The 21944-nt window shown below is 72.8% G+C and carries 21 protein-coding genes; 11 read left to right on the top strand and 10 right to left on the bottom strand.

Annotated elements, in window-relative coordinates; genetic code table 11:
• Window positions 1-202: 202 nt before the first annotated feature.
• On the bottom strand, window positions 203-1159 hold the full coding sequence (locus SL103_RS14420) for a hypothetical protein (RefSeq protein ID WP_208869867.1): 957 nt from the start codon (window positions 1157-1159) through the stop codon (window positions 203-205).
• Between the two features lie 907 nt (window positions 1160-2066).
• On the opposite strand from SL103_RS14420, the gene SL103_RS14415 reads away from it, so the two are divergent.
• Window positions 2067-2612, top strand: a complete 546-nt coding sequence (locus SL103_RS14415; protein ID WP_244303911.1) for a winged helix-turn-helix domain-containing protein — start codon at window positions 2067-2069, stop codon at window positions 2610-2612.
• A 96-nt stretch (window positions 2613-2708) separates the two neighbouring features.
• Here the strand turns inward: SL103_RS14415 and SL103_RS14410 are convergent, their stop codons facing one another.
• Window positions 2709-4418, bottom strand: a complete 1710-nt coding sequence (locus tag SL103_RS14410; protein WP_069569243.1) for an enoyl-CoA hydratase-related protein — start codon at window positions 4416-4418, stop codon at window positions 2709-2711.
• 352 nt (window positions 4419-4770) lie between these two features.
• Here SL103_RS14410 and SL103_RS37800 point away from each other — a divergent pair, with 352 nt between their 5' ends.
• The 7 genes from SL103_RS37800 to SL103_RS14380 all read left to right on the top strand — a co-directional run bounded on the left by SL103_RS37800 (window position 4771) and on the right by SL103_RS14380 (window position 10843).
• A complete protein-coding gene (locus tag SL103_RS37800; RefSeq protein ID WP_164492797.1) occupies window positions 4771-4923 on the top strand; it encodes a hypothetical protein in 153 nt (50 codons plus the stop codon).
• Window positions 4924-5054: 131 nt separating this feature from the next.
• The gene (locus SL103_RS14405; RefSeq protein WP_069569242.1) at window positions 5055-6293 is read left to right on the top strand and encodes a hypothetical protein; all 1239 of its coding nucleotides are present in this window, start codon (window positions 5055-5057) and stop codon (window positions 6291-6293) included.
• Window positions 6294-6329: 36 nt separating this feature from the next.
• Window positions 6330-6845, top strand: a complete 516-nt coding sequence (locus SL103_RS14400; RefSeq protein ID WP_069569241.1) for a hypothetical protein — start codon at window positions 6330-6332, stop codon at window positions 6843-6845.
• A 47-nt stretch (window positions 6846-6892) separates the two neighbouring features.
• Window positions 6893-8164, top strand: coding sequence for an MFS transporter (locus SL103_RS14395; protein ID WP_069569240.1), 1272 nt, complete (start codon window positions 6893-6895; stop codon window positions 8162-8164).
• Between the two features lie 93 nt (window positions 8165-8257).
• The gene (locus SL103_RS14390; RefSeq protein ID WP_069569239.1) at window positions 8258-8677 is read left to right on the top strand and encodes a hypothetical protein; all 420 of its coding nucleotides are present in this window, start codon (window positions 8258-8260) and stop codon (window positions 8675-8677) included.
• Between the two features lie 91 nt (window positions 8678-8768).
• Window positions 8769-9371, top strand: a complete 603-nt coding sequence (locus SL103_RS14385; protein WP_069569238.1) for a carbonic anhydrase — start codon at window positions 8769-8771, stop codon at window positions 9369-9371.
• A 17-nt stretch (window positions 9372-9388) separates the two neighbouring features.
• A complete protein-coding gene (locus SL103_RS14380; RefSeq protein WP_069569237.1) occupies window positions 9389-10843 on the top strand; it encodes a SulP family inorganic anion transporter in 1455 nt (484 codons plus the stop codon).
• Window positions 10844-10956: 113 nt separating this feature from the next.
• Here the strand turns inward: SL103_RS14380 and SL103_RS14375 are convergent, their stop codons facing one another.
• Complete coding sequence (locus tag SL103_RS14375) at window positions 10957-11715, bottom strand: TetR/AcrR family transcriptional regulator (protein WP_079145742.1); 759 nt, start codon at window positions 11713-11715, stop codon at window positions 10957-10959.
• A gap of 87 nt (window positions 11716-11802) precedes the next feature.
• Between SL103_RS14375 and SL103_RS14370 the strand changes: the two genes are divergently transcribed.
• Both SL103_RS14370 and SL103_RS14365 read left to right on the top strand, forming a co-directional pair.
• Window positions 11803-12939, top strand: coding sequence for an FAD-dependent oxidoreductase (locus tag SL103_RS14370; protein WP_069569236.1), 1137 nt, complete (start codon window positions 11803-11805; stop codon window positions 12937-12939).
• Between the two features lie 169 nt (window positions 12940-13108).
• Window positions 13109-13558 (top strand): nitroreductase family deazaflavin-dependent oxidoreductase, encoded by a 450-nt coding sequence (locus tag SL103_RS14365; protein WP_069569235.1) that lies wholly within the window; start codon window positions 13109-13111, stop codon window positions 13556-13558.
• 71 nt (window positions 13559-13629) lie between these two features.
• Here the strand turns inward: SL103_RS14365 and SL103_RS14360 are convergent, their stop codons facing one another.
• The 3 genes from SL103_RS14360 to SL103_RS14350 all read right to left on the bottom strand — a co-directional run bounded on the left by SL103_RS14360 (window position 13630) and on the right by SL103_RS14350 (window position 17100).
• Window positions 13630-15642 (bottom strand): ABC transporter permease, encoded by a 2013-nt coding sequence (locus SL103_RS14360; RefSeq protein WP_069569234.1) that lies wholly within the window; start codon window positions 15640-15642, stop codon window positions 13630-13632.
• A gap of 102 nt (window positions 15643-15744) precedes the next feature.
• Entirely contained in the window at window positions 15745-16542 is a 798-nt protein-coding gene (modA, locus tag SL103_RS14355; RefSeq protein ID WP_069569233.1) for a molybdate ABC transporter substrate-binding protein, read from the bottom strand.
• Window positions 16543-16704: 162 nt separating this feature from the next.
• Window positions 16705-17100: a TOBE domain-containing protein gene (locus tag SL103_RS14350; protein ID WP_033270214.1), complete on the bottom strand. Its 396-nt coding sequence runs from the start codon at window positions 17098-17100 to the stop codon at window positions 16705-16707.
• Window positions 17101-17320: 220 nt separating this feature from the next.
• Here SL103_RS14350 and SL103_RS14345 point away from each other — a divergent pair, with 220 nt between their 5' ends.
• Window positions 17321-17740 carry a TOBE domain-containing protein gene (locus SL103_RS14345; protein WP_069569232.1) on the top strand — a complete coding sequence of 140 codons (420 nt, stop codon included), beginning with the start codon at window positions 17321-17323 and terminating at the stop codon, window positions 17738-17740.
• A gap of 37 nt (window positions 17741-17777) precedes the next feature.
• On the opposite strand, the gene SL103_RS14340 is transcribed toward SL103_RS14345, so the two are convergent.
• The 4 genes from SL103_RS14340 to SL103_RS14325 all read right to left on the bottom strand — a co-directional run bounded on the left by SL103_RS14340 (window position 17778) and on the right by SL103_RS14325 (window position 21903).
• Entirely contained in the window at window positions 17778-18296 is a 519-nt protein-coding gene (locus SL103_RS14340) for a molybdopterin-dependent oxidoreductase (protein WP_079145741.1), read from the bottom strand.
• 736 nt (window positions 18297-19032) lie between these two features.
• Window positions 19033-19440 carry a TOBE domain-containing protein gene (locus SL103_RS14335; RefSeq protein ID WP_069569231.1) on the bottom strand — a complete coding sequence of 136 codons (408 nt, stop codon included), beginning with the start codon at window positions 19438-19440 and terminating at the stop codon, window positions 19033-19035.
• A gap of 61 nt (window positions 19441-19501) precedes the next feature.
• Window positions 19502-20005, bottom strand: a complete 504-nt coding sequence (locus SL103_RS14330) for a MarR family winged helix-turn-helix transcriptional regulator (RefSeq protein WP_079145740.1) — start codon at window positions 20003-20005, stop codon at window positions 19502-19504.
• Window positions 20005-21903, bottom strand: a complete 1899-nt coding sequence (locus tag SL103_RS14325) for an MFS transporter (protein WP_069569230.1) — start codon at window positions 21901-21903, stop codon at window positions 20005-20007. Before SL103_RS14325 ends, SL103_RS14330 begins: the two co-directional genes overlap by 1 nt.
• Between the last annotated feature and the right edge of the window lie 41 nt (window positions 21904-21944).

Here is a 21944-nt window from a genome sequence, read left to right as displayed (position 1 = left end):
GCATGCAGCGTGGCATCGTCGTCGAGGGTGACGGGATCTGCCGGGTGGGGGGATTTCGAGCGAGTGAGAGACGTGCGCTCGGACACAACCGCAACCTTTCTGGGGACACAGGGGGGAAATGGCGGATCGGGTTGAGTGTGCGGGGCGGGCGGCTGCGGAGAATACGTGGAGCGGCTTCCGCATTCCGTTGTGCGCCGCGAATTCAGGCCCCGTGCGGCACGGGCAGCCCGCAGGAGCGTCTGGCTCTGCTCAATTGTTCGGCGGGTTCACCGAACGCGCTCCACGGCATCCGCGCGGCAAAGGGGCCCATGGCGGTGAAGACTTCCCGGGCCTCGAATTCACGTTTCGCCATGAACAGCGCATGCGCCAGGTACGACAGGTCCAGCACCGGCGTGAAGCGGTAATCGGCCACCCGCGGGAACCAGTTGCGGTGGATGCTGGTCGCGGTGGTGATCCACTGGGGTTGCTCCCATGTGCGGTCGGCGAGCAGGGCGGTGGGGTCGTAGTCCTCGACCAGCGCCACCAGCGGCAGCAGCCGCAGCGGCGAGGTGGCCGGCGCCCGCTGGCTGAGGAAGGCGGCGACGTCCCAACTCGCGCTGGAGGAACCGCCGTAGCGGGTGAAGAAGTACGACAGGAAGCGGTGGTGCGCCTCGCGGTGCCAGGCGTCGAGCCGGAGGATGTGGGCGAAGAGGTACCAGGGGCCGGCCGGTGCGGTCAGCAGCCCCTGCGGCGCGGGGTCCCGGGGGCGGTCGAGGCGGGTCAGTGCCAGCTGGGCCACCCACGGCGTGGGGTCCTCGGGCAGTTCCTTGGCGGCCCGGTCACAGGCGGACCGCGCTATCCGCGCCAGCGCGCCCTGCCGCCGGTCGCCCGCGTCGGCCATCCGCAGCGCCCGCAGCATGGCCACCCGCGCCCAGAGCAGCGCGGCTTCCGCGCCGGGTTCCTCGGCCAGCCAGCGCTCGGCGAGGTCCGAGTCGGCCGCCACGGACGCGAGGACGAGCGAGCGGTGGGCCCGTACCTCGAAGTCGTCCCGGGTCTCCTTGAGCACCTCGTGGGCGCTCAGGTAACGGCCGGCCCGGACGTCCATGCACGCTCGCGCCAGCGCCCGGTCATCGGCCGCCGGACTCCACACGTACTGCCCCTCGAAAGAGCCGGCCGCCATGGTCCCTCCCGGTCACGAAGGCGTCTTCCCCACACCGCATTGCAGCCGCACCGAATTCAGCTGAGTCCCTGCCCTCGGTCAAGTGGCAGCGGAGCACACCCTACTCATCATCAACTCCGCGCGAAAACAGTGGTCTGGAATATCTGGTTCCGCACCTTTTCGCCGCGAGGAGATTGAAAAGGAAACAACTTTTCGGCCGACCTGCCGAAGCCCCTCCCCTTTACCTCTCCGACAGCCACAGGACAACACGCGCCATTTATTTGGCATATTCACGGGGGCACCGGACCTCCACAACCGGACTCCACCGGTCGGCCGCTCCCCGGGTTTCTCCGCCCCCCGTACACCGCGTACCTCATATCGGACGCCGGGAACGGCGGCGACAGGCCCTCGACCGGCGCGATCGGCGCCGCACCACCACCCACCGTCCATGCCGTCCGGACCAGTTGGCCGACACCAGGGATCCGCGCCCACTCAGCGACACTTTCCGGCCAAAACCAAAAGGAGGTTGTGCACTCGCGAACGCGGAACGGCTCCGCCTCGGGGGGCAACTGCCCCACTTCAGGAGCCACTTGACCCTCCACCAGCACGGAATCGGGTCAAGAGCAACCGAAATTAGCGGAAGCTACTTTCCGGAACCGCGCGATCACATGTAGCGTTCGACTCGACCGGAGGCCGTGACTTCGCACCACGTCATGGCCGCGTACGGGCATGGGGGCGAGCGTTCTTACGGCACGGACGGCGCGGTTGCCCCCGCTGGGCGCACCCGCATCACGAGTGCCTGTTCGCCCCCTACGCCCAGCACCGGACTGCGTCGCATCATCTGCGCAGCACCTCAGCACCCTTGAACGTCGAGCACCGCCATGTCTGTCCGTACACGCCTGCTTTGCAAGAGGAATGGGCCCAGATCATGTTTATGAACTCCTCGACGACCCCGCTTGCGTTGCGACCGGAAGACGACTTCGGCCGCACGGTGACAGCCGGGCCCGGCGAAGGGCCACCGCTGGCGGTCGACCGGCTCCCCGACGGCACGTGGCAACTGACCCTGCACGACCTGGAACCGGTATCGGTGCACCGGATGCCCTCGGACGAGGTCCACATCATCCTGGCGCCGCCGCGTGAGGATCCGGCACACCCCGACGGGCCCGTGGCGCCGGCCGCGCCACCCCGGCCGGAGCCGATCCAGATCGACACCGCGGCCCGGATCGTCTCCATCCGGGGCCGCCAACTCGGTCTGCCCCGCCTGGAATTCGATCTGCTGGCCCACCTCGTGCTGCACCCCCAGCGGGCCTTCACCCGGGAGCAGCTGATGGCCGCGGTCTGGCCCAGCTGCCAGTCCAGCACCCGTACCGTCGACGTCCACATCGCACGGCTGCGGCGCCGCCTGGGGCCCGGCCTGCGCGACTGCATCAGCACGGTGTTCGGCATCGGGTACAAGTACCTGCCCACCCTGTAGCCGGCGGACGGCCGGCGCGCGGGGACGGTGGCCGGGGGAAGCCGGCCACCGTCCCCGCGGAGGCGACGGACGCGGCAGTCCGGCGACGGGGGCGTCTCACCCCCCGGCCGCCCCGGGGTTGAGGTGCACCGGGGTACCGGCCATGGGTTCCTTGCGCACGAAGGCCCGTCGCAGGGCGTGGTAGGGCTGCTCCGGGTCGAAGAAGATCTCGTGCATACGGGCCAGTTCGTGCTCCCGGTAGGCGGACAGCGGTCGTTCCGCCTCGTCCTGCTCCCGCTCGGCCTTCTTCGTGGCGATCCGGGCATGCACCGACGGCGCGGACGCCAGCCGTACGGCCAGGTGCGCGGTCTGCGGGCCGAACTCCTGCGGGTCGCAGTCGACGATGCGGTCCACGAGCCCGAGGCGCTGGCCGGCCGCCGCGGTGAGCGGCAGGGCGCGCCGGGTGAGCTGCTCGGCGACCTCCGGGCCGGCCCGCCCGGGCAGGGTGTAGGTCCAGTACTCCGAGCCGTACAGCCCCATCAGCCGGTAGTGCGGGTTGAGCACCACGGCCGCGCGGCACCACACCTCGTCGGCGGCGAGCGCCAGCATCACGCCGCCGGCCGCGGCGTTGCCGCCGAGCGCGGCGACCACCAGCCGGTCCGTGGTGGTCAGGACGGCGTGCACCAGGTCGTCCATGGCGTTGATGTTGTCCCAGGACTCCGCGGCCGGGTCCGCGGCGGCCTCGATGACGTTCAGATGGATGCCGTTGGAGAAGAAGTCCCGGCGGCCGCCGAGGACCAGTACGGAGGTGGGCCGGGTGCAGGCGTGCCGGTATGCGGCCAGCAGCCGGCGGCAGTGGTCGGTGCTCATCGCGCCGCCGGGGAAGGAGAACTCCAGGAAGCCGGCCGGGCCCTCCTCGCGGTAGCGGATGTCGGTCCAGGTCCGGGGGGTGTCGGGGGCGTCGAGCGGGGCGGGGACCTCGGGGAGCGACGGGAGGCGGTCGCCCAGCGCCAGGGTGGCGGGCAGTTTGACGGTGCAGGGCTCCCCCGGGCGGCGCGCGGGCCGGAGTTCGGGGATCCACACCGCGCCGTCGGCCGTCGCCCGGCAGACCGCGCCGCACCGGGTCGCGAGCAGATCCCCCGGCCGGCCGGTCAGGCCGTCCTCCGGGTGCCCGCCGTGCAGGAACCAGGTGCCGTCGAGGAGTTCGTCCCGTACGCCGGGCCGGGAGTCGGCGGCGCGCAGCTTGCGCAGCACGGTGGTCGTGGGGTCGCGCCGCCAGTCGATCCGGCGCCGGTCCTGGCGGAGGGGCGGCCGAGGGCGGCCGGTTTTGGCGGTGGCCGGCAGGGTGTCCTGCGGTTGCGGGCGGTGGGTGCCGGAGGCGACGCGGTCGACGGCCGTCAGGACCGCCTCGACGGCGGCGTCGGCGATCTCGTTGCGGTAGAGGTCGCTCTTGCCGACCTCGGGGACGGCGCACTCGGCGGCGGCCCAGATGTCGCCGGCGTCCATCTCGTCGTTGGCCTGGAGGACGGTGACGCCCCACCGGTCCGCGCCCAGGTGCACCGCCCAGTCCACCGAGGAGGGCCCGCGGTCGCCGACCGGGCCGGGGTGCACGATCAGGCAGGTGTACGCCGACCACACCTCGCGGGGCACGGCCGTCTTGAGCATCGGCGCCACGACGACTTCGGGGTCATGCCGGCGTACGACCTCCGGCAGCGGCGTCTCCCGCGTCACCAGCTCGACGTTCACCTGGTGCCCGCCGTCGCAGAGTTCGGCGTGGACGCGCTGCGTCAGGCTGTTGAACGCGCCGGCGATGAGCAGAATGCGCACAGCGGACTCCTCCGGGGCTGGGCGGGTGGCCGATGCCCGTGAGCGTTCCCCGGGCGGGCCGGGCGGCCCCGGAGACGCCCGGCAGGTCACCCGGCCGGTTGCCGCCGTACGGCGCAAGGCGCCGGGCCCGCACCGGCGCGCACCCCGGGAGCTGACGGCACGTCACTCGGTTCCGTTGTTGATCATCTCGACGCAATCCCGCCAAAGTTGGCGCGCCGGGCCCGCTTCAGCCCGCACCGACATTGCCTTTCATTGACATTCACTTGGCCATGCTTTTACTTTCATGGTGCGGCATCGGCGCAGGTCAGCGCCGTGTGCCCGGCATCGTTCCGCACTCTTCCCGGAGGTCCCGATGGAGCAGCTCATCAAGAAGATGGCCCAGGACATCGTCTGGCAGAACTGGCTCGCCGCCAACTCCGCCCAGCAGGCCGCGAAGAACGGCTGCATCAGCGCGGCGCCGGCCGGCTGCATCAGTGCCGCGCCGAAGGCCGGCTGCATCTCCTGACGCCCGGCACCCGCCGAGTGATCCGGGGGCGGGCGACGGCGGCGCTTCCCCGGCCGCCGTCGCCCGCCCCCGGGCACCCCGCCCCGCACCGCCCCCACGGGCACCGTTCTCCGAGCCCTGACGAGGAATCCATGGATGGTCAGCCGACCGCCGAGGTCATCGAGCAGCTCCGCGACATACCGCTCTACCGCGAGTCGCTCGCGCAGGGGTACTTCCCCGTACTGGACAAGCCGGAGATCGCCCGCGGCTTCCCCGAGAACTGGATGACGCCCCGGCTGGCCGCCGCGCTGGCGGCGGGCGAGGCGGAGTACGTCCTGTCCACCGGCACCAACCACGCCCGGATGCAGCTCATCCGGCCGCCGTACTTCCTGCTGCACTCCTACTACCGGCTGTGGCGCGAGCACCCCGACATCTCCGGCACCTGGGAGTCCGGCTGCCGGCGGGTGTCGCTGACCACGGTGCTGGCGACGGAGCACGTCGCACGGATCAACGCGGCCCGCAGCGGAGTGCCGCCGCAGGCGGTGCCCGCCCTTGAGGACCGGTGGCTCGACGACCGCACCTGCTATCTCAACCTCCGGCTCGACCCGGCGCTGTGGGAGCGCGACGAGGTCGTACGGATGCTCCAGGAGATCGAGACCGCCCGCCGGGCCCACCCGCGCGGCGAGTACCACCTCGACTGCTCCGGATACCACCTGGCACACCTGGTGCGGAAGGTGGGCGAAGAGGGACTGTGGGACGAGTTCCCGCCGCCCGCCAGCATCATCCACGCCTACGAATACACCCCGGTGAACGTCCGGCGCTTCCTGCGGCAGCATTTCGACTGCCCGCTGATCGACCTGTTCGGCAGCACCGAGCTCGGCTATCTCTACTACAGCGACCGCCGCGGCGCGTATTGGCCGCACCTGGACGACATGAGCGTCGAACTCCACCCGGTCGCCCCCGGGAGCACGATCTTCGAGCTCATCGTCTCCAGCGTGCGCAACCCGTACATGCCGCTGATCCGCTACCGCTCCGGCGACTGCGTACGCACCCAGGACGGGACTCCGGACCCCTCGGGAATCACCCAATTCTGCGGCCGGCAGAAGGAATTGCTGCACACGCCGCACGGGCCGGTGGCGCAGGGCGATCTCGACCGGTGCATCGGCGAGGCCACCGCCCGCGTCTTCCTGCACCAATTGCGGCTCGCGGGCCCGGCCGAGGCGCGGCTGGCGTACACGACGTTCGACGGCGCGCCGCTCGACACGACCGAGTCCGCGGCGCTGGAGCACGCCGTCGGTGAACTGACCGGCCGGCACTGCCGACTGGAGCACCGCGCGCACCTCCCCATCGGGCCGTCCGGCAAGTACGCCTGGCTCGCCGGCGCCGCCTGACCCCGCCCGTCCCGCCCTCATCTGCACAGGAGCGCCATGACCAGCCGCCCGCCGCTGTCCGCCGACGACCTGAGGAACCTGCTCGGGGAGACCCTGCACACCGAAGTCGTCGAGCATTTCGCCGCGAAGAGCCCGGACCTGCCACGGGAATACGTGCTGCGGCAGGTCACCGAATGCCTCCGCTATCTGTATCTCGTCTCCCGGCACCGCGAACAACTCGGCGGGCTGTTCCTCCCGGTCGAACAGGACATCGACGAGATCTGGCACTACCTGATCCTGCAGACCCGCGAATACCGGGCGCTGTGCGAGGAACGGCTGCCGGGGCGGTTCTTCATCGAGCACCGCAGCATCGCCTACGAGGACTACCAGCAGGAGCCGGGCCGCGAACAGGCGGTCGAGGAAGCGCTCCGCTGGATTCCGCTGTACTGCCGGGAATTCGGATCGTTCGACGAGGGCGCGCTGCCGCACTGGACCATCGTGCGTTTCCTGCACGAGCAGATGGACCTGTCGCTCGCCGACATCTCCTCACTGGAGCCCGTGGCACCGGCGTGACCCGCCCCTCCCCCGTCCGCGCTCCGCGGTTCGATCGGAAAGGAATCATGACGGCTCGGAACGGCGCGCCGGCCACGCGCGACATACCGGAACAGCGACGGGTGCTCGCGGTCCTGGTCCTCGCCCAACTCCTCAGCGGCGCGGGCCTGGCCGCGGGCATCACCGTCGGCGCGCTGCTCGCCGAGGAGATGCTCGGCTCGACCGGCCTGGCGGGGGTGCCCAGCGGGCTGTTCACGGCGGGCGCCGCGCTCGGCGCGGCCGGCATCGGCCGGCTCTGCCGCCGCTGGGGCCGGCGTCCCGGGCTCGCGCTCGGCTACGCCGCCGGGGCGGTCGGCAGCCTCGGGGTCGTCGTGGCGGCCACGAGCGGAAGTGTCGCGCTGCTGTTCGTGAGCCTGCTGGTCTACGGCGCCGGTACCGCCACCAATCTGATGGCACGCTACGCGGGAGCGGACCTGGCCTCCCCGGCGCGCCGCGGCCGAGCGGTCAGCACGGTGCTGTTCGCCACCACGCTCGGTGCGGTGGCCGGCCCCAACCTGGTCGACGTCACCGGCGAGCTGGCGCTGTCCTGGGGCGTGCCGCGCCTGGCCGGGCCGTTCCTGCTGGCCACCGCGGCCTTCGGGGCGGCCGCGGTCGCGCTGGCGGCGCTGCTGCGGCCCGATCCGCTGCGGCTGGCCGAGGCGTTGGCGCGGGAGAAGGCCGCGCCCGCCGACCCGCCCGCACCCGCGGCCGGGGAGGAGCGGCGACCGCTCACCGGGCCGTGCCGGCGCGGAGTCGTCGGCGGCACCGCGATCGTGCTCACCGGTCAGCTCGTGATGATCTCCGTGATGACGATGACGCCCGTCCACATGCAGACGCACGGCCACGGCACCGGGGCCGCCGGACTCGTCATCGCGCTGCACGTGGGCGCGATGTTCCTGCCGTCCCCGCTCACCGGTCTGCTCGTCGACCGGCTCGGCCGGCGGTGGGTGGCCGCGGCGTGCGGCCCGGTGCTGCTGGCCGCCGGTGTGCTCGCCGCCACGGCGCCGCCGCACTCCGTCGCGCTGCTCGCCACGGCGCTCGTACTGCTGGGCCTCGGCTGGAACTTCGGGCTGGTCAGCGGTACCGCCATGGTCACCGACGCGCTGCCGCCCGAGCGGCGCGCACCGGTGCAGGGACTGGTGGACGTGGGCATCGCCCTGGCCGGCGCGGCCGGCAGCCTGGCTTCCGGACCCGTCGTGGTGCTGGGCGGCTACCCGGCGCTGGCCCTGGCCGGCGGGCTCCTCGCGCTGACGGTCGTCCCGCTGGCCGTGTGGGCGGTCCCGCAATCCGGAAAATCTTGAAACTTGGCGTCATTTCGCGTTATCACACCGGAAACCTGGATGCTGCACTCTAAGGGCAGGATCGCCGTCGCACGGACTGCCAACGGGGGAAACATGCGGAAGGACATCGGTACCGCCGGCACCTCGCTGCTGCGCCGGTGCCGCGTTCCGCTGCTCGCCGTCGGCATCGTCCTGGCGTTCCTGCTGGGCGCGGCGGGGACGGGCGCGAGCGCGACCACCGCGTTCGCCGCGCCGGCCGCCGCGAAGCCGGCGGGCGCCCCGCCCGCCGCCAAGCCCGGTAACGACCCCAACGAGGAGAAGACCAAGCGCGAGGCCGAGCGCGGGCAGCCCCGCGGCACCGCGCGCAGCTCCGTCGGCGTCCCCCGGCACACCGGCCGTCCGCTGCCGCCCCACGGCGTGCCCGTCACCGCGTTCCCGGCCGACGGCCCGGAACCGGCCGCCCCGCACGACTCCAGCAGGGCCGCGTCGAGACCCGCCGCGCTGCCCGTCCTGCACTGCGTCTTCCGCTGCTGAGCGCGGCGTGGTGGCCTGCCCCACCAGCCGCAGCGTCCGACGTCAGCCACCACCCCACAGTGGCACCCCTCATCAGCAGGAGACCTCCCTCATGGAGACCTTCATCCAACATGCCCGCGGCCTGACGGCCCGGATCGCCGACCGGCGCGAGGAGCAGGAGACCTATGGCCGGCTCGCGGCCGGCCAGTCGCCCCTCGCCCTGTTCATCACCTGTTCCGACTCCCGCGTCGTACCGTCCCTGATCACCGGCGCGCGGCCCGGCGAACTCTTCGAACTGCGGACGGCCGGCAACGCCGTGCCCGTCTACCGCGACGGCATGGCGGCCTGCGCGGAGGCCGCCACCATCGAGTACGCGATGCGCGTGCTGAAGGTGGCCGACATCGTGGTGTGCGGTCACTCGCACTGCGGCGCGGTCGGCGCCAAGGCCCGCGGCGAGGACCTGACCGGTGCGCCCGCCGTGCGGGACTGGCTGGCGCAGGCGCTGTCCGACGAACTGCCCAGGGACGAGGAGCCGACGGTCTCCGCGGCCGTCCAGCAGCACGTGCGGCAGCAGGTCGCCCGGCTGCACGACTACCCGTGTGTACGGGAGCGGCTGGACGCCGGCGAGGTGAACCTCCACGGCTGGTTCTACGAGGTCCACACCGGCCTGGTCGCGACGCACCACCCGGCCTCCGACCTGTTCCTCCCCCTGTGAAGGCGCAGGTACCTCTCATGAAGCGACTCACCTCCTTCCGGGCCGACTTCACCGCGTCCCTCGTCGTGTTCCTGGTCGCCGTCCCGCTGTGCGTCGGCGTGGCCGTCGCCTCCGGCGTCCCGGCCGAACTGGGGCTGGTGACCGGTGTCGTGGGCGGACTGCTCACCGGTCTGCTCCCCGGCAGCAGCCTGCAGGTCAGCGGCCCGGCCGCGGGTCTGACGGTGCTGGTCTTCGAGGCCGTCAAGGAGTACGGCATCGGAACGCTGGGCGCGCTGGTGCTGGCCGCCGGTGTACTCCAACTCGCCATGGGCGCACTGAAGTTGGGCCGCTGGTTCCGGGCCATCTCGGTCGCCGTCGTGCAGGGCATGCTGGCCGGCATCGGCCTGGTGCTGATCGCCGGGCAGCTCTACGCCCTCGCCGACGCCAAGGCGCCGGGCACTGGCCTCGCCAACCTCGGCTCGCTGCCCGGGCTGGTCACCGACACCCTGGGCTCCGGGACCGCGCTGTCCGCGCTGGCCATCGGCGCCGGCACCATCGCCGTACTGGTGCTGTGGCCCCGGTGGCGGCCGGCCGCGCGGGTGTTGCCCGCGCCGCTGGCCGCGGTGGCGCTCGCCACCAGCGCGGTCTGGGCGCTGGATCTGCCGGTCGCCCGGGTGCGGGTCAGCGGACTGCTGGACGCGATCCAGCCACCCGGCGTCGCCGACCTGGGCCGGCTCACCGAGGTCGGGGTGCTGGGCACGGTCGTCGCGTTCGCGCTGATCGCGTCCGCCGAGTCCCTCTTCAGCGCCGCCGCGGTCGACCGGCTGCACGACGGGCCGAAGACCGACTACGACAAGGAGCTGATCGCGCAGGGCGCGGGCAACGCCGTCTGCGGTGTGCTCGGTGCGCTGCCGATGACCGCGGTGATCGTACGCAGCGCCGCCAACGTCCAGGCGGGCGCGCGGACCAAGGCGTCCCGGGTGCTGCACGGCGTCTGGCTGCTGGTGTTCGCCGCGGCGTTCCCGGCCGCGCTGGGCGTGGTGCCGGTCGCCGCGCTGGCGGGTGTCCTGGTGCACGCCGGCTGGAAGCTGATCCCGCTGCGCGAGCTGCGTCCCCTGTGGCGGGAACACCGCGGGGAGGCCGTCGTCCTGCTGGCCACCGCCCTCGCGATCGTCACGGTCAACATGTTCGAGGGCGTGCTCATCGGCCTCCTGATGGCCGTGGCGAAGACCGCCTGGGAGACCTCGCACGTCCACCTGGAGGTCCACACGCCGGACGACGCGGACGCGCCGGTGCTGGTGCGCGCCGTCGGCAACGCCACCTTCCTGCGGCTGCCGAAGATCCTCGACCAGCTCGACGCGCTGCCCGCCGACCGGGACGTGGAGCTCGACCTGAGCGGGCTGCGGCACCTGGACCACGCCTGCGGCACGGCGCTGACGAACTGGGCCGAGCAGCACCGCCGCAGCCGACGGGCGGTGGAGCTGGTGTCCTGACGCCCCCTTCCTGCCCGCGCATCCACCGGGTGCGCGGGCAGGCACCCCAACCGGCGCCCCGGCACCGCGGGCGCCTCAACCGCCTTCCGCATCCGCCGATGTCCTGGGACCGTTCACGTCCCTGGCGGGACCAGCCCCTGCAGCAGCAGGGTGAGGGTGAAGGTGAACCGGTCGTGTCCGGTGCCTGAGGTGAGCTCCCGCGCGTGGGCGACGGTGTGCGGGAATTGGTCGGGCGGCAGCATCCGAAGCCGCTCCGCGATTTCGGCGTGGTCGATCACCCGGCCGTCGGCGTCCGCGCTCTGCCGCCGGGCCGCGGATGCCTCCAGGCAGTAGCCCGTGAGGTAGAGGTAGGCCGCGTCGCCGGCCCAGGCCGCCTGTCGGGCGGGCGCGCCGCTGGCGAGCAGGATCGCGAGCATCCCCTCGCCGACCCGGAGAGTTGCCAGATCGGCGGGCACCACGGTGAGAGCGGCCTGCGCGATACCGGGGTAGCGCAGAAACTGATCGCGGAGCTGTGCGCACACGTCCATGAACTGGTCCCGCCAGCACGCGGGGTCCGGTACGGGGAGCGTGACCCGGGAGCACAGCCTGCCGATGAGCAGGTCACCGAGCTCCGCCCGGTTGCGCACGTGCGCGTACAGCGACGCGGGGCCGGTCCCGAGCCTCGTCGCGACCGCACGCATCGTCAGGTCCTCGAAGCCGTCCGCCTCGACGGCCTGGAGGGCGGCGTCGATGATGCGCTCCACCGTGAGGGGGGTCTTCTCCCGGCCGGCGGCCCGGCGCGCTCCGGTTTCCGCGTCGGTGTTCCTGGCCGAGATCAGCGCCGCCCACTGATCCCGGGAGATTGCGTCCCGCGCTGCCCGTCGTCCTGCCACGACGTCATCCTATCCGTTGACGAACAATGGTCGTCAACAGAACAATGTTCGTCGATGCGAAGGCGAACCCACGCGAAAGGGATCACCATGACGACCTCGGTCTCGATCATCGGCGCCGGCCTCGGCGGACTCACGCTCGCCCGGATCCTGCACCTCCACGACATCCCCGCCACCGTCTACGAGGCGGAGGAGTCCGCAGGCGTCCGCACCCAGGGAGGACAGCTCGACCTCCACGAAGAAGACGGCCAGCTCGCCCTGGAGATGGCCGGGCTCACCGAGGAGTACCGCTCGATCATCCACCGGGGCGGCGGAGCACGACGGGTCGTCGACGAGCAGGGACGCGTGGTCGTCGACCGGCCGGACGACGGCTCCCTGGCACGGCCGGAAACACTGCGCGGTGACATCCGTCGGATCCTGCTCGCCTCACTGCCGGCCGGCACGGTGCGCTGGGGCAAGAAGCTCGTCTCGGCGACCCCCGTCGGAAACGGACGACACCAGGTGTCGTTCGCGGACGGCTCCTCGGCCGTGTCCGACGTCCTCGTGGGCGCCGACGGGGTCTGGTCCAAGGTCCGGGCGCTCCTGTCGGACGAACGGCCGGTGTACTCGGGCATGAGCTACGTCGACACCTACCTTCACGACGTCGACACGGCCCACCCGCGCGTGGCCGGCCTGGTCGGGAACGGCGCCCTGTACGCCCTGGTCCCGGGCAAAGGACTCCTCGCCCACCGTGAAGCCGGTGACGTCGTCCACACCTACGTCGTGCTGCACCGCCCTGTGGAGTGGTTCGATGCGATCGACTTCACCGACGCCCCGGCGGCGAAGGTCCGGTTGGCGGCGGAGTTCGACGGCTGGGCACCGGAACTGCTGGCCCTGATCACCGACGGCGCGTCCGCACCCGTCCTGCGCAGCATCCACGAGCTGCCGGACGACCACCGCTGGGACCGGGTTCCCGGCGTCACCCTTCTCGGCGACGCGGCACACGCGACCGTCCCCGGAGGAGACGGAGCCAATCTCGCGATGCTCGACGGCGCCGAACTCGGCACGGCGATCGCAGCCCACCCCGGCGACATCGAGCAGGCCCTCGCCGACCACGAGAGCAGAATGTTCTCCCGGAGCCGGCAGGCGGCTGCCGCCGCGCACCGCACCGTCGACTTCATCTTCGGCGCCGACGCCCCCGCCGGGGTCATCAGCCTGTTCTCGGCGGACGAGAGCACCTCCGCCTGAGCCGGGGCGACGCCGAGCACCCACGGTGCCGTACCCGGGGTGCGGGACACGGCGGCCGTGCCGGAATGGTTGCGTGCGCCACGGTTGTTGAGCGAGGGTCAGGACGGCCGCGGGCCCTCCGTCGGGTACGGGCCGACACCATTGCCGTCTTGCAGAGGGGACGCACAGCATGCCTCTTGAGGGTGAGTACGAGCCGAGCCCGACCCCGTGGGTGCGCGAGCAGGTCGAACGGTACGAGAGCTCCGGCGGCACGGAGGGGACGACGATGCGCGGGCTGCCGGTCATCGTCCTCACCACGCGCGGCGCGAAGAGCGGCAAGCTCCGCAAGAGCCCGCTGATGCGGGTGGAGCACGAGGGGAAGTACGCCGCGGTGGCTTCCCTGGGCGGGGCGCCGCAGCACCCGGTCTGGTACCACAACGTCGTCGCCGATCCCCGGGTGGAGCTGCAGGACGGCCCGGTGCGCCAGGACATGACGGCCCGTGAGGTGACCGGCGAGGAGAAGGCCCGGTGGTGGGCGCGGGCGGTCGAGGCGTTCCCCGACTACGCCGACTACCAGGAGAAGACCGAGCGGGTGATCCCGGTGTTCGTCCTGGAACCGGCGGCCACCGCGCACGGCTGACACCGCCCCGCCGGCTCGCACCTGCCGCTCCGGTGTGGGCCGGCCCCTCCGGTGTGAGCCGGCCGCTCCGGTCACAGCGTCACGAGTGACACCTCGGTGGCCTTGACGCTGGTCCACACCGGCACCCCGTCGGCGAGCCCGAGTTCCAGGGCCGCCGAGGGGGTGATTTCGGCCACCAGGTCCGGCGCCCCCGGCGAGGTGACCAGGACCCGCAGCCGGCTGCCGGCCGACGTGATCTCCCGTACGGTCCCCGGCCAGACGTTGCGCGGGCTGCCCGCCGGCTTGTCGAGGTGGACGGAGACCGCTTCGGGCGCGATGACCGCCAGCGCCCGGGCGCCGTCGGGAAGCCGGTCGGCGACGACCAGCCGGCCCCCGCCGTCCAGCGCGAGGCCGTCGTCGGTGGCGGTGCCCGGCCAGGCGTTGCGGCCCAGCATCCGGGCGACCCACGGGGAGCGCGGGTGGCGGGTGACCTCGGCGGGCGGGGCGTCCTGCAGGAGCTGTCCGCCGTCGAGGACCAGGACCCGGTCGGCGAGCGAGACCGCCTCGACCGGGTCGTGGGTGACGATCAGGCAGACGCCGCCGAAGTCCGCGAGGTGCCCGCGCAGGGTGTGGCGGACGTGGGCGCGGGTGGTCTGGTCGAGGGCGGCGAGCGGCTCGTCGAGCAGCAGCAGCCGGGGGCGGGCGGCCAGCGCCCTGGCCAGCGCGACGCGTTGGGCCTGTCCGCCGGAGAGCTGGGCGGGCCTGCGGTGGGCGAGGTGGCCGACGCCGAGGCGGTCGAGCCACTCCCGGGCGGTGCGGCGGGCCTCGGCCCGCGACGTGCCGTGGGCGCGCAGCCCGTAGGCGGTGTTGGACAGGGCGGACAGGTGCGGGAAGAGCGCGCCGTCCTGCGGGACCCAGGCGACGCCGCGGCGGTGCGGGGGCAGCGCGGTGACGTCGGTGTCGCCGAGCCGCAGCACGGCGCGGGAGCGCGGGGTCAGTCCCAGCAGGGCGCGCAGCAGGGTGGTCTTGCCGGCGCCGTTGGGGCCGACGACGGCGAGGGTGGTGCCCGCTTCGGCGTCCAGGGTCAGCTGGTTGAAGCCGGTGACCTCGGCGCGCAGCGGCCAGCGTTCCTGGTGCGGGAGGACCGCGGCGGGCTGTCCGGCGGGCTGGCGGGTGGCCGGGGCGGGCTCGGTGCGGTCCTCGGTGAACGGGGCGGGCGGGGCCGCCGGGCCGGTGTATTCCGCGGCCGGTGCGGTGCGTCCCGTCCGGCCGGCCGCGGTGCCGGTCCAGCGTCCGCGCAGGCAGATCAGCACGGTCATCGCGATGCCGAGCAGCAGCAGGGAGACCGAGGTGGCCGCCTCCGGGGATTCCTGGAGCAGCAGGTAGACCTGGAGCGGCAGGGTCTGGGTGGTGCCGGGCAGATTGCCGGCGAAGGTGATCGTGGCGCCGAACTCCCCGAGCGCGCGGGCCCAGGTCAGGGCGGCGCCGGCGGCGAGGCCAGGGGCGACCATGGGGAGGGTGACGGTGCAGAAGACCCGTAGGGGTGAGGCACCGAGGGAGGCCGCGGTCTCCTCGTAACGGGGACGCAGGCCGGCGAGGGTGCCTTCCAGGCTGATGACCAGGAACGGCATGGCGACGAAGGTGGCGGCGACCACCGCGCCCGAGGTGTGGAACGGCAGCACGATGCCGAAGGTGTCCTCCAGCCAGGGGCCGAGCAGCCCCCGGCGGCCGAATCCGAGCAGCAGCGCGACACCGCCGACGGTCGGCGGCAGCACCATCGGCAGCAGCACCAGCGAGCGGACCAGCGCCTTGCCGGGGAACCTGACCCGGGCCAGCAGCCAGGCGAGCGGTACGCCGAGCAGCAGCGACAGGCCCAGCGCCCAGCAGGACACCAGCAGCGAGAGGCTGAGTGCCTGGGTGACGTCCGGGCTGGTCAGATGGGTGCCGATCTGGCTCCAGTTGGTCCGGGCGAGGATGCCGAGGAGCGGCATCAGCAGGAACGCGACGGCGAGCAGCGCGGGGACGGCGAGCGCGGCGGGGGTGCGGGCTCCGGGCGTACGGGGCCTGCCTGCCGGGGCCGTGGCGCGAATGCGGGGGCGTCTCATCGGGGTTCCTGGGATCGGGAGGCGGGGTCGGCCGGGTAACGGCGGCGCGCACGGGGCTGTCCGCTCCCCCGAGCCGGGCAGTCCCGTGCGCGCCTTTCCCCGCTACGGCTTCTGGAAGCCCGCGCCCTGGAGGATCTTCTGCGCCTCGGGCGTGCTCAGCCACTTCACGAACGCGGCCGCGGCCGCGGCGTTCTTGGACGTCTTCAGGGTGGCGGCCGGGTACGACGCGACGGCGTTCTGGGCGTCGGGGATCTCGACGGCGTCGACCTTCTTGGTCGCGGTGGCGGCGTCGGTCCGGTAGACGAGTCCGGCGTCGGCCTCGCCGAGTTCGACCTTGCTGAGCACCGCGCGGACGTTGGGCTCCTGGGAGACCGGCTTGACCTTGATCTTCTGGGCGTCCAGCACCTGCTTGCCGTAGCGGCCCACGGGCACCTCGGAGGCGGCGAGGACGACCTTGAGCTTGCTGTCGGCGAGGTCCTTCAGGCCGTTGATCTTCTTGGGGTTGCCCTCGCCGGTCGCGATGACCAGGCGGTTCTTGGCGATGACGGTCGGGGTGCCGGCGTCGGCCTTCAGCCCGTCCATGGTCTTGGTGTCGGCGGTGACCAGGGCGTCGGCGGGGGCGCCCTGCTTGACCTGGGCGGCCAGCTCCTGCGACCCGGCGAAGGAGAAGTTCACCTTGGTGCCCTGGTGTTCCTTCTCGTAGACCGCGCCGGCCTTCTTGAAGACGTCGGTGAGCGAGGACGCGGCCAGCACGGTCAGTTCCGTCTTGGCGCTGCCGGCGGTCTTGCCGGCGCCCTCGCTCTTCTTGCTGTCGCCGTTGCCGCAGGCGGCGAGCGGGACGAGCAGGGCGGCGGTGACGAGCGCGGCGGCGGCACGGCGCGGGGCGACGAGCTGGGACATGGGGCGGGACTCCTTGTGGCGCAGGACGACGGGGTCGTCCGAGCGGATGGGAAAAGCCGCGCCGTGGACGGGGCGACGCCGCTGGGATGAGGCAGCAGCCGACGTGGGGACGGTGGGGGCGGTCCGGCTGTGGCGGACGCGGGGCGTGCGCCCCGCGGGGTGTCAGGTGCGGTCGATGTGCACGCTGGTGGACTTCACGCGGGCGGTGGCCTGCATGCCGACCTCCAGCCCCAGTTCCTCCACCGCTTCCCTGGTCAGCAGGGACACCAGGCGGTGCGGTCCGGCCTGGATCTCGACCTGGGCGGCGACGTCGCCGAGGGTGACGGCGGTGACGATGCCCGGGAAGGCGTTGCGTGCGGAGGTGTACGAGGCGTCGTCCTCACCGGTGCCGTGCTGCGCCACCTCGATGGAGAAGGCGGCGAGATCACGGCCGTCGATGAGGCGGCGGCCGCTGTCGTCGCGGTGGGTCGCGACCTTGCCGGCGTCCGCCCAGCGGCGAGCGGTGTCCGGGCTGACGCCCAGCAGCCGCGCCGCCTGACCGATCGTATAGGACTGCATGTGCGACAAGATATGCGTCCTGACCTGGCATTTGCAATCCATAAGACGAAGCTCTATGGCAGATGCCAGGCCCCTTGGAGGAAAGGACGAAGGCTTTCGTGATGCGTGCGGGAACGGCGGCGAGCAGGGTGGGGAGAGCGCCGGCCCCGTACGGAAATCCCGGCATCGCACCGCGCGTTCCCCTTTCCTGACTTTCTCCGGCATTCTGCGAGGTATTCCGATGAGCCTGAGCATGCGCAATCAGATGTCCGGCACCGTGCTGGCGGTCACGACCGGCGAGGTCATGGCGACCGTCAAGGTCCGTCTGGAGGGTGGCCAGGAGGTCACCGCGGCGGTCACCCGGGAAGCCGTCGGTGAGCTGGGTATCGAGCAGGGCTCCGCGGTGCGCGCGCTCATCAAGTCCACCGAGGTCGCCCTCGCCACCGGCGCGGTGGCGGGACTCAGCATCCGCAACCAGCTCCCCGGCACCGTCAGCGCCGTGACCACGGGCGGGGCGATGGCGGGCGTCAAGGTCGCGGTGGCGGGCGGCGAACTGACCGCCGCGATCACCAAGGACGCGGTCGAGGACCTGGGCCTGGCGCCCGGTTCCGAGGTCACCGCGCTGATCAAGTCGACCGAGATCGCGCTCGCGGCCGGCTGAGCGGGCGACCGGACCCCGGAGGGCCGGCGCGCCACCGCTATGCGGGGCCGGGCGGCGTGCAGGTGCCGAGCCAGATGCCGGTGACCGCGCTGATGTAGCGCGCCCCGCAGCGGTCGGAGGGCACCACCAGCTGACTGCCCGCCGCATCGAGGCCGCGCCCGTCCATGGCCGTGGCCAGCAGGATCGGCGCGTCGCCGAAGTCGGCGTCGATCTCCGCCCAGGACAGCACCGTGTGGTGCCCGTCCCCGCCGTTGACGGTCAGTACGTAGCGGGAGCGGTCCTTGCGCCGCCGGGCGTCGAAGGCCGGTTCGGCCGCGTCGAGCACCTCCCGCAGCAGCGGGCCCTCGAAGGTGTGGTGCTGCGGACCGTTCTTCGCGCAGTCGAAGACCACCGCGGCGCGCCGCTGCGCCCACCGCTGCCGCAGCTCCGCGACGGTCAGCGTGAGCGGGCGGCGGACCTGACCGCGGATCATCAGGTGTCCGGGCCCGGCCCGTTCGGCGCCGTCCGGTGCCGGGCGTACGGCGGTGGTGCGGGACGTCGGGCTGAGACGGCTCATTCGAGACCCCCTTGAGGCGATCCGCGCTGCGGCTGCCTCCCTGTGATGCCCGACCGGCACGCCGCTGAACCACGGATGCCACCCCGACAGCCGCTCTCGCCTCGCTGATGTGAGACAAAAGGGCCATCAGGGTGGCAGAACCCACAGGGGATATCAGGCCACGGGCCCCGCCGCCCCGGGCTCCTCAGACCGAGCCCTCACGGGAGGGCTGCCGGCCGGCCGGGCGGCCCGGTTCCGCACCGGCCGCGCGGTGCTCCGCGAGCGACACCACCCGCCCGTCGCACTCCACCGCGTCCGCCAGCAGCCGGCACAGCGGGCGCGGCGCCCGGGCGTGCTCCGCGGCGAAGGTCAGGATCCGCTCGGCGAGTCCGTTGGACGTTCGCGGCCGGCCGGCTCCCTGGCGGCGAGGCGGTCGCGGTCGTCCGCGCGGGCCCGGACGGCGACGCGGACGGCACCTCCCTGGCCGGCCTCTGGCACCTGCTGCACGCCTGCCGCCCGCAGGCGCCGCTGCACGCCGGGGTCAGCGGCCCGGTCCCCGACGCGGGGGGCCTCAACGCCGCTCTGGGACAGGCGCGTTACGCACTGGCCGCGGCCCGCGCCGCGGACCCGGAGGGCGCCCGGGTCACCACCGTCGACGACCTCAGCACGCTGGGCGCCCTGACAAACTCGATCTGCACGCCGCACTGCTGTGCCGCTGAGCCGTGCCCCGACCGGCCGGGCGCACCGCCCGGCCCCGTCAGCTCCGTCCGTCCGCCCGGTCGATGTGCACATTGGTGGACTTCACCCGGGCGGTCGCGGTCACCCCGACCGCCAGGCCCAGTTCCTCGACCGCCTCCCGGCTGACCACCGACACCAGCCGGTGCGGCCCGGACTGGATCTCGACCTGGGCGATCACGTCGTCCAGCAGAACCCTGGTGACGATCCCCGCGAACGAGTTCCGTACGGACGTCTGCACCTCGCCGGGCACCGGATGCAGTCCGGCGGCGCGCTCCTTGGCGAACGCCGCCAGGCTCACCCCGTCGAGCACGCGGTTGCCCGCACCGTCCCGGTCCATCCGCAGCTGCCCGCTGTCGGCCCACCGGCGAACGGTCTCCGAACTCACTCCCAGCAGCCCAGCTGCCTGACCAATGCTGTACGTCGGCACCCCCGCACTCTAGGCCAGCGGTGGGCGCTGACGGGACGGCGGGCGCCGGTACGACGCACCGTCAGCCGGCGTCGTCGACGAGCTCCTCCAGCGCGGGGAGCGCCGCGTGCAGCAGCTGCCGGCGGTCGGGGGAAAGCCGGCCGATGCGTTCGGCGAGCAGGCCGGTGGTCTCCCGGCGTACGGCGCGCAGCAGCGCGCGGCCGGCGTCGTTGAGGCTGATCAGGCTGGCGCGCTGGTCCAGGGGATCGGTGCGGCGGGCGATCCAGCCGCGGTCGTCGAGCAGGTCCACCATGCGGGAGGTGGTGGACAGCGCGATGTTCATCCGGGTGGCGAGTTCGCTGACCCGCAGCGGGCCGTGGGCGTCCAGCGTCGCGAGGGCGGCCGTGCGGCTGGGGGTCAGATCGCGGTACGGGCTGTGGCCGCGGAGCAGCGGCAGCAGGTGCTGGATCACCGCGCGCAGCCGCCCGGCCAGCTCGGCGGGGTCGCCGGCCGCGGACCCGCCGGGTACCCGCCGTTCGGGTGCCGGTTCCGGCGGGTGCCCGGTCGTGGTGTCGGACGGTGCCATCAGGGGCTCCTCGGGTTCCGCGCGGGCGGTGGCGGGGGTGCGGGCGGGGGCGGGCCGGGGTGTCCGGCCGCGTCGGGCGGCGGGCCGGCGGTCCCGGCCGTCCGCTCGACGGCCGCGGCGACCGGTGCCGTGCCGCGGGACACCGCCGTACGGGGCCGGTCGTCGTGGACGTACCGTCCGCCGCGCAGCAGCGAGGCGACGGCGGCGATCAGGCAGGCGGCGAGGGCGAAGTCGAAGGCGACGGCCAGCCCGTCGGCGAACGGCTGGGAGATCAGCTGGGGGAAGAACTCCCGGCCGGTGAGGTACGCGGCACGGCCGGGCGGGAGCTGACCGAGGACGTGCGGGCCGAGGAGGGTCTGTACGGGGTTGTAGCCGAGCAGGGACGCGAAGAGCACGCTCACCGGGGGCAGCGCCGCGACCCGGGCGGCGTCCGCGGCCGGGACGCCCCGGGAGGTCAGCCCGCTGGTGAGGGCGTGCGGGAGGGCCCCGGCGAGCCCCGCGATCATCAGGGAGAAGAAGATGCCGATGGAGAGCACCATCGCCGAGTTCTGGAAGGTGGTGCTGATGCCGGCGCCCACCCCGCGCTGGTCGGGCGGCAGGCTGTTCATGACGGCGGCACGGTTGGGTGCCGCGAACAGGCCCATGCCGATGCCGTTGAGCAGCAGGATCATCGCGAAGGACGGATAGGAGAAGTCGACCGGGAGGGCCTGCAGCGCCACGAAGGTGCCGCCCGCGAGCAGCATCCCGCCGGTGGCGAAGGCCCGCGCCCCGAACCGGTCGGACGCCCATCCGGACACCGGTCCGGCCACCAGGAATCCCAGCGTCAGCGGCAGCATGTAGATGCCGGCCCACAGCGGGGTCTCGGTGAAGCCGTAGCCGTGACGGGGCAGCCAGATGCCCTGGAGCCAGATGATGAGCAGGAACATCAGGCCGCCGCGGCCGAGCGAGGCGAGCAGACTCGCCAGGTTTCCGGCGGTGAAGGCGCGGATCCGGAAGAGCCCGAGCCGGAACATCGGCTCCGGCACCCTGGTCTCGACCACGCAGAAGACGGTCAGCAGCGCCACCCCGGCCGCCAGGGCGGCGAGCACCGCGGGGTTGCCCCAGCCCATGGTGTGCCCGCCGTAGGGCTGGATCCCGTACGTGATCCCGGTCAGCACGGCGATCAGGCCGGCCGCGAAGGTGAGGTTGCCCCACCAGTCGGGACGGGCCGGCGTGCGGACGCCGGTGTCCCGCAGCTTCAGGTAGGCCCAGACCGTGCCGAACACGCCGAACGGCACCGACACCAGGAACACCAGCCGCCAGTCGACCGGCCCGAGCAGGCCGCCCAGCACCAGCCCGACGAAGGATCCGGTGATGCCCGCGACCTGGTTCAGGCCGAGCGCCAGGCCCCGCTGCCCGGCGGGGAAGGCGTCGGTGAGGATCGCGCTGGAGTTGGCCATCAGCATCGCGCCGCCGACGCCCTGCAGGATGCGCATGGCGATCAGCCAGAGTGCGCCGGCCGTGCCGTGCTGCCAGGTCACCGAGAGCAGCACGGAGAAGAGGGTGAAGACCGCGAAGCCCAGGTTGTACATCCGGGTCCGGCCGTACATGTCGCCGAGCCGGCCGAAGCTGACCACCAGCACGGCGGTGACGACCAGGTAGCTCATGATCAGCCACAGCAGCAGGCCGGTGTTCCCCGGTTGCAGGGGGTCCACGCCGATGCCCCGGAAGATGTCCGGCAGCGCGATCAGCATGATCGACATGTTGATGGAGGCGATCAGCACGCCGAGGGTGGTGTTCGACAGGGCGACCCATTTGTAGCGGGGGCCGGGGGTGCCGGGCGCCGGCGCGTCGCTCCCCCGCGCCGGGCGCGGGCCGCTCGCGGCCGGGCCGCCGGAATCAGCAGTGGTTCTTCCCACGGGGCACCTACTCCCACCGGGATGTTTACTTGCTTGACGTC

The sequence above is a fragment of the Streptomyces lydicus genome (assembly GCF_001729485.1).
GTDB classification, from domain to species: domain Bacteria; phylum Actinomycetota; class Actinomycetes; order Streptomycetales; family Streptomycetaceae; genus Streptomyces; species Streptomyces lydicus_D.
This window is presented reverse-complemented; position numbering and strand designations above follow the sequence as displayed.

Bases quoted from the DNA above. Each gene is read 5' to 3' on its own strand.
- SL103_RS14420 (WP_208869867.1), bottom strand. From the start codon at position 1,159: ATGGCGGCCGGCTCTTTCGAGGGGCAGTACGTGTGGAGTCCGGCGGCC.
- SL103_RS14415 (WP_244303911.1), top strand. From the start codon at position 2,067: ATGTTTATGAACTCCTCGACGACCCCGCTTGCGTTGCGACCGGAAGAC.
- SL103_RS37800 (WP_164492797.1), top strand. From the start codon at position 4,771: ATGGAGCAGCTCATCAAGAAGATGGCCCAGGACATCGTCTGGCAGAAC.
- SL103_RS14405 (WP_069569242.1), top strand. From the start codon at position 5,055: ATGGATGGTCAGCCGACCGCCGAGGTCATCGAGCAGCTCCGCGACATA.
- SL103_RS14400 (WP_069569241.1), top strand. From the start codon at position 6,330: ATGACCAGCCGCCCGCCGCTGTCCGCCGACGACCTGAGGAACCTGCTC.
- SL103_RS14395 (WP_069569240.1), top strand. From the start codon at position 6,893: ATGACGGCTCGGAACGGCGCGCCGGCCACGCGCGACATACCGGAACAG.
- SL103_RS14390 (WP_069569239.1), top strand. From the start codon at position 8,258: ATGCGGAAGGACATCGGTACCGCCGGCACCTCGCTGCTGCGCCGGTGC.
- SL103_RS14385 (WP_069569238.1), top strand. From the start codon at position 8,769: ATGGAGACCTTCATCCAACATGCCCGCGGCCTGACGGCCCGGATCGCC.
- SL103_RS14380 (WP_069569237.1), top strand. From the start codon at position 9,389: ATGAAGCGACTCACCTCCTTCCGGGCCGACTTCACCGCGTCCCTCGTC.
- SL103_RS14370 (WP_069569236.1), top strand. From the start codon at position 11,803: ATGACGACCTCGGTCTCGATCATCGGCGCCGGCCTCGGCGGACTCACG.
- SL103_RS14365 (WP_069569235.1), top strand. From the start codon at position 13,109: ATGCCTCTTGAGGGTGAGTACGAGCCGAGCCCGACCCCGTGGGTGCGC.
- SL103_RS14360 (WP_069569234.1), bottom strand. From the start codon at position 15,642: ATGAGACGCCCCCGCATTCGCGCCACGGCCCCGGCAGGCAGGCCCCGT.
- modA (WP_069569233.1), bottom strand. From the start codon at position 16,542: ATGTCCCAGCTCGTCGCCCCGCGCCGTGCCGCCGCCGCGCTCGTCACC.
- SL103_RS14350 (WP_033270214.1), bottom strand. From the start codon at position 17,100: ATGCAGTCCTATACGATCGGTCAGGCGGCGCGGCTGCTGGGCGTCAGC.
- SL103_RS14345 (WP_069569232.1), top strand. From the start codon at position 17,321: ATGAGCCTGAGCATGCGCAATCAGATGTCCGGCACCGTGCTGGCGGTC.
- SL103_RS14340 (WP_079145741.1), bottom strand. From the start codon at position 18,296: ATGAGCCGTCTCAGCCCGACGTCCCGCACCACCGCCGTACGCCCGGCA.
- SL103_RS14330 (WP_079145740.1), bottom strand. From the start codon at position 20,005: ATGGCACCGTCCGACACCACGACCGGGCACCCGCCGGAACCGGCACCC.